This is a genomic window from Actinoplanes sp. NPDC021490 (assembly GCF_055562135.1).
The window spans coordinates 178,287-184,286 of record NZ_JBVHFW010000023.1; the positions used below are offsets into that span (position 1 = coordinate 178,287).

General features: G+C 71.5%; 7 protein-coding genes. 5 read left to right on the top strand and 2 right to left on the bottom strand.

Annotated elements, in window-relative coordinates; genetic code table 11:
* Positions 1 to 9: 9 nt before the first annotated feature.
* A complete protein-coding gene (locus ACZ3I4_RS42725; RefSeq protein WP_465387861.1) occupies positions 10 to 813 on the top strand; it encodes an SAM-dependent methyltransferase in 804 nt (267 codons plus the stop codon).
* Between the two features lie 25 nt (positions 814 to 838).
* On the opposite strand, the gene ACZ3I4_RS42730 is transcribed toward ACZ3I4_RS42725, so the two are convergent.
* Positions 839 to 1,603 carry a hypothetical protein gene (locus ACZ3I4_RS42730; protein ID WP_465387862.1) on the bottom strand — a complete coding sequence of 255 codons (765 nt, stop codon included), beginning with the start codon at positions 1,601 to 1,603 and terminating at the stop codon, positions 839 to 841.
* Positions 1,604 to 1,764: 161 nt separating this feature from the next.
* Positions 1,765 to 2,169 (bottom strand): winged helix-turn-helix transcriptional regulator, encoded by a 405-nt coding sequence (locus ACZ3I4_RS42735; RefSeq protein ID WP_465387873.1) that lies wholly within the window; start codon positions 2,167 to 2,169, stop codon positions 1,765 to 1,767.
* Between the two features lie 159 nt (positions 2,170 to 2,328).
* Here ACZ3I4_RS42735 and ACZ3I4_RS42740 point away from each other — a divergent pair, with 159 nt between their 5' ends.
* The 4 genes from ACZ3I4_RS42740 (at position 2,329) to ACZ3I4_RS42755 (ending at position 5,849) form a co-directional block, all read left to right on the top strand.
* Positions 2,329 to 3,666, top strand: a complete 1,338-nt coding sequence (locus ACZ3I4_RS42740; protein ID WP_465387863.1) for an MFS transporter — start codon at positions 2,329 to 2,331, stop codon at positions 3,664 to 3,666.
* 108 nt (positions 3,667 to 3,774) lie between these two features.
* The gene (locus ACZ3I4_RS42745; protein ID WP_465387864.1) at positions 3,775 to 4,338 is read left to right on the top strand and encodes a hypothetical protein; all 564 of its coding nucleotides are present in this window, start codon (positions 3,775 to 3,777) and stop codon (positions 4,336 to 4,338) included.
* A 2-nt stretch (positions 4,339 to 4,340) separates the two neighbouring features.
* Entirely contained in the window at positions 4,341 to 4,967 is a 627-nt protein-coding gene (locus ACZ3I4_RS42750) for a hypothetical protein (RefSeq protein ID WP_465387865.1), read from the top strand.
* A gap of 45 nt (positions 4,968 to 5,012) precedes the next feature.
* Complete coding sequence (locus ACZ3I4_RS42755; RefSeq protein ID WP_465387866.1) at positions 5,013 to 5,849, top strand: PRC and DUF2382 domain-containing protein; 837 nt, start codon at positions 5,013 to 5,015, stop codon at positions 5,847 to 5,849.
* The last annotated feature ends 151 nt before the right edge of the window (positions 5,850 to 6,000 follow it).

Sequence of the window (6,000 nt, forward strand, 5' to 3'; positions counted from 1 at the left end):
GGTGGGCGCATGACGGACGAGTTGCTGGCCAAGCTCGACACCAAGGTGCCGCACTCGGCCCGGGTCTGGAACTACTGGCTGGGCGGCAAGGACAACTTCGCGGTCGATCGTGAGGTGGGTGAGCGGGTCCGGGCGATGCTGCCCAGCATCGTCGAGCAGGCCCGCGCCGATCGGGCGTTCCTCGGCCGCTCCGTCACGCATCTCGCCGGTGAGCTGGGCATCCGGCAGTTCCTCGACATCGGCACCGGGCTGCCGACCGCCGACAACACCCACGAGGTGGCCCAGCGGGTGGCGCCGTCGTCGCGCATCACCTACGTCGACAACGACCCGCTGGTTCTCGTGCACGCCCGCGCGCTGCTGACCAGCGCGCCCGAGGGCGCCACCGATTACGTCGAGGCCGCGCTGGAAGATCCGGCGACGATCCTGCGCGAGGCCGCCCGCACCCTCGACCTGAGCCGCCCGGTCGGCCTGATCCTGATGGGTGTGCTGCACCATGTGGCCGACACCGCCGCGGCGTACGAGATCGTCGACCGCCTCAAGGCCGCCCTGGCCCCCGGCAGCCACCTGGTGATCAACCACGCCACCAACGCCGTCTTCGGTGCGGCCAGCGACGAGGCCGTGGGCCACTGGAACAAGTTCGGCAAGCCGGCCATCACCTTGCGCTCGCCGTCCGAGATCGAGCGCTTCTTCACCGGCTGGACGCTCCTCCCGCCGGGCGTCGTGTCCTGCGCCCAGTGGCGTCCCGGCCACCTCGACAGCGACAGCGCCGAGGTCGACGAGTTCGGCGGCATCGCCCGGCTGGACCCTCAGTAGCTGCTCAGCGCCGCCTCGAGGCTCTTCAGCTCGCCGGTCGCCACGATGCCCGGCTCGCTGATGATCTGCCGGACCATGGTCGCGCCGGTGCGGAGGCAATCCTCGGGCTTCCCGCCGCCCGGGGTGCCGATCTCCCAGCCGTTTGCGGTGAGCCGCACGTAACCGTTGATCCCGGGATCAACGAGCGCGAACGTGCCGAGGGTGAGCCGCTCGCCGCCGTCGTGCAGGAGCGTGACCCGGGCCCGGAACACGAGCGGCGCCTCCTCGCCCCCGTCCACGCCCGGCCGACGGTCAAAGTCACCCGGCCCGAACTGCCGCCGCCGACCTCGTAGGCCATCGATTCCGTCGAAGCCTTGATCGGCATCTCGTGCGGCAGGATCGGCAGGGCGATGTCGTAGTCGGTCGCGACGATGGCGCCACCCCCGCCGGCGGCACAGTCGGTGAGGGACTGCGCGAAGGTGACCTCGGCCTCGGCAACGTCGATCACCGAGGCGCGTTGCCCGGCGTTGGCGAGCAGGGCCTCGATCTGCGCACCCCGCAGGCCGGACACCTGCTCGGGACCGGTTTCCGAGTCGGCGTCGGCGCCGATGACGACATTGGGCGGAACGACGAGCTGATCCCCGTTCTCCACACCCTTGAGACCGGTGGCCAGGCCGGTGCGCACCTTGGTGACGGTCAGGTCCGGGCGCAGCGTCTGCGCGGCCTCCGCTATGTCGGCGGCCCGGTTGGCGATGCCGTTGCTGCGCAGGCCCAGCCCGGCCGTGATGGCGAGCGCGGCGACGCTCAGCACCACGCTGACCGTGGCGAGGATGTCGGATCGGCTCCAGGATGTCCCCGTGACCCGGGACGGCGGCGAGGCGTACGCATATCGACAATGCTGACAGTCATCGCGTGGTTGCAGAAAGTCAGAATGGTGTCAGCGTTCCGACTGCCGGGACGGGAAATGCGCGTTCAGGGCCGGAGGCCCGCGTTGACCCGCCGCGCCACGGCGGTCCGCTCGGCCGCCTCGTGCTCCGCCTGCTCCTGCTCGGCCGCCACCCGCCGGTCGTACGCGTTCCGCGCCGCGCCGATTCTCGACTGGTGGTCCTCGGTCCAGGTCACCAGCGTCTGGATGGTCAGGTGCAGGGTGGCGCCCATCTCGGTCAGCGCGTAGTCGACCCGCGGCGGAACCGTCGCATGGACGGTCCGGCTCACCAGGCCGTCGCGTTCCAGATGCCGCAGCGTACGGGCGAGCATGCGCTGGCTGATGCCGTCGACCTCGCGGCGCAGCTCGGTGAAGCGCATCGTCCGCCGTTCCAGCAGGGCGATCACCAGCAGCGACCACTTGTCGGCGATGCGGTCGAGGATCTGCCGCACCTCGCAGTCCTCGCGGGTGTCCCACTGGCGCGCGTCGTACGGATCGTCGGTATCACAGCAGTTACCGAGGGACTGCGAAGTTCGGTCTTCCACGACTCGATGGTGCCTGGTGGTGTGGTCGGTGACAAGAAGTAACCGACCACCCGGGGAGTAACTGTCATGGACCTGCGCGCCTGGAGCGTGTTGTTCGTCCTCTGCGGAGCGATCTTCCTGGAAGGCATCGACGTGGCCATGCTCAACGTGGCCCTGCCGGCGATCCGGGCCGACCTCGGCCTGTCCACCAGCACGCTCAGCGGCGTGGTCAGCGCCTATGTGCTCGGCTACGGAGGCTTCATGCTCCTCGGCGGGCGCGCGGCCGATCTGCTCGGCCGGCGGCGGATGTTCCTGCTCTGGCTGGCCGTCTTCCTGGTCTTCTCCGGGCTCGGCGGGCTGGCCACCGAGGGCTGGCAACTGCTGGTGGCCCGGTTCGTGACCGGCGTGGCCGCGGCCTTCATGACACCGGCCGGGCTGGCCCTGATCACCACCAACTTCCCGGAGGGCCCGCAGCGCAACCGCGCCCTCGGCGTCTATGCGGGCACCGCGGCCGGCGGGTTCTCGCTCGGCCTGGTCGCCGGTGGGGCGCTGGTCACGATCGGGTGGCGCTGGGTCTTCTTCGCGCCCGTGCTGCTGGCCGCGATCATCCTGACCACCGCGATGTTCCTGGTCCGCGACGATTCGGCGGCGCGGCCCCCGGCCCGGTCCTTCGATGTGGGCGGGGCGGTCATGGTCACCGCGTCCATGCTCCTTCTCGCGTACGCCGTGGTGGCCCTCGCCGTGTGGCCGGCACTGACCGGGCTGGTGTTGCTCGCTGTTTTCGTCGCGATCGAACGCCGGGCCGCGCATCCGCTCGTACGGCTGGGGATTCTGCGCTCGGCCCGGCTGGTGCGGGTCAACGTCACCGCCCTGCTGTTCCTGTTCGCGTTCGCCGGCTTCCAGTTCGTCGTCACGCTCTATCTGCAGGAGCTGCGCGGCTGGAGCCCCATGCAGACCGGCCTGGCCATGCTGGTGGTGGGCGTCGACACGGTGCTGGCCCCGACCTTGACGACGTGGCTGGTCAACCGCTTCGATCCCGTACGGGTCCTGTTCGGCGGCCTGCTCTGCGGCGTCGCCGCGTACGCGCTGTTCCTGCCGGTCACCGGCGACTGGACGTACGCGGCGATGCTGCCCGGCCTGCTGCTGCTCGGCCTGGCCTTCGCGCTGGCCTACGGGCCGCTCACGATGGCCGCGACCGAGGGCGTCGACGAGCGCGAGCACGGCCTCGCGGGTGGCCTGCTCTACACCTCGATCCAGTTCGGTACGGCGCTCGGCATCTCGGCCGTCACCGCGGTCACGCTCAGCCGCGGCCTCAGCCTGGATTCCCTGCGCCTGGCCCTGCTGCTGCCGGTCGCCGCCGTCGTCGCGGCAACCGTGGTCACGAGCTTCGGTCTCACCCCGCACCGGATCAGGGTGCGCGCATGACGGCGCAACCCGGCCGCCGGTTTTTCCCGCAGAAGGGGGCCTCGTCGTGTAGGTCCGCGGTGGCGGGGTAGCCGGGCCTGGTCAGCAACTCAACGATGGAGGACCCCCGTGGCGCAAGACACCCTGTCCCGTTCCCTGCACGATGTCGGCCTCGCCGCCTGGTTCGGTGGCACCCTGGCCAACGCCGTCTCCCTCAACCCCGCGTCGGCCGAGGCGGATACGGCGAACGGCACCGGCCGTGTGGCCAACACCGGATGGAACAGGTGGGCCCCGATCAACGCGGCCGCGATCGGCGCGCACCTGGCCGGCAGCGTCGGGCAGCTCGTCGGCAACCAGTCCCGGCTGGTCGCGCAGCGTGGCGCCGGGTCGACGGCGCTGGCCAAGGCCGGCCTGACGGCGGCGGCGCTCGCGGTGACCGGGTACAGCCGGTTGCTCGGGCGCAAGGTGGCCCAGCAGAACTCGGTTCCGGCCCTGGCCGCCACCGAACCCGCCGCCAGCACCCCGGAGGACGTCGCCAAGGCGCAGCGGCAGCTCGCCACGCTGCAGTGGGTCGTCCCGGTGCTGACCGGCGCGCTGATCGTGGTCAGCTCGCTCGCGGGGGAGCAGCAGCGGGCCAGTGAGGTCAAGAAGGGCTTCCTGAGCCGGCTGACCGGCTCGTCACGATCGGAGTAGTCATGAGCTCACCAGCCCGCGACAACGCGCCCGGGGCCCGGCCGGCCGAGCCCCCGTCGCAACGGCACGGTGCGACCGCCGCCTCCAACGAGCGGCACACCGTCGTGGCCCGCGAAAAGGAGCGCTTCGGCGGCATCAGATGGGGTTCGGCGTTCTTCGGCTGGCTGACCGCCACCGGCACCGCGGTCATCCTCACCGCCGTTCTGCTGGCGGCGGGGGCCACGGTCGGGGTGGCCACCGGCGCCGACGCCACCGACACGACCACGATCGGCGTGGCCGGCGGGCTCGCCCTGCTGGCCGTCATCCTGGTCGCCTACTTCTGCGGCGGCTACGTCGCCGGCCGGATGGCCCGGTTCGGCGGCGTCAAGCAAGGCATCGCCGTCTGGGTGTGGGCCGTCGTCATCGCGGCCGCCGTGGCCGTGGCCGGCGCGGTCCTCGGCGACAAGTACGACCTGCTCGACCGCGTCGGCGGCTTCCCCCGCCTGCCGATCGGCGGCGACGACGTCACCACGGGCAGCGTCGTCGCGGTGGTCATCGCGCTGATCGCCGCGCTTGCCGGCGCCGTGCTCGGCGGGATGGCCGGGATGCGGTATCACCGCAAGGTGGACCGGGCCGGCTTCGGGTACTGACATACCGCGCCCGCTAGACCGCAAGTCCCCCGGAAAGAAGGCCCCATGATCACCAAGGACGCGATCCGCGGTATCGCCGGCACCGACGTTTTCGGACCCGACGGCGAGAAGATCGGCTCGGCCGGTCAGGTCTACCTGGACAACGACACCGGCCGGCCCGCGTGGGTGGCGGTACGCACCGGACTGTTCGGCCGCAAGGAATCGTTCGTCCCGCTGCGCAACGCGACCCTGACCGGCGACCGCCTCGAGGTGCCGTTCGGCAAGGACAAGGTGAAGAACGCGCCGCGCATCGACGAAGACGGCGAGCTGACTCCGGCCGAGGAGGAGGTCCTGTACGAGTACTACGGGCTCGGCTCCACGGCCGGGCGCGGCGGAAGGACGGACGCCTCCGAGCGCGGTGACCGCGACAGCGGTCCAAGCGACGGGCGCGACGAAACGAGGACCGGCGCCTTCGAGCGCCGTGGCCGCGACAGTGATCGGGACGACGAGGACAGGGACCTCAGCGGAACCGGCGACGCGATGACTCGCTCGGAGGAGCGGCTCGTGGCCGGCACCCGCACCGAGCAGACCGGCCGCGCCCGCCTCCGCAAGTACGTCGTCACCGAGGAGAAGCAGGTGACCGTTCCGGTCGCCCGCGAGGAGGTGCGGCTGGAGCAGGTGCCGGCCGGCGGCGACGACCCTGACCGGCCGGCGGGCAGCCCCTCCGGCTCCGGAGGCGGACCCGAGGTGACGCTGCACGCCGAACGGCCGGTCGTCCGGACCGAGACCGTGCCGGTCGAACGGGTGCGGCTGGGCAAGGAGACCGTCACCGATGAGGAGACGGTCAGCGGGGAGGTCCGCAAGGAGCGGATCGAGTTGACGGAGGATCGGGACCGCCGCTGACCGCACGGCTTCGGCGGCCGCGACCGTTGGATGATGCCTTCACTACCCGTGCGTCGTGCGTGCTCGCGGGCCGCTGGGGGCGGGGAGCACCGACGACGGTCAGGTCAGCCCGGGACCCGGAAGGGGTATCAGCCCCCCCCCAGCGCAAAAA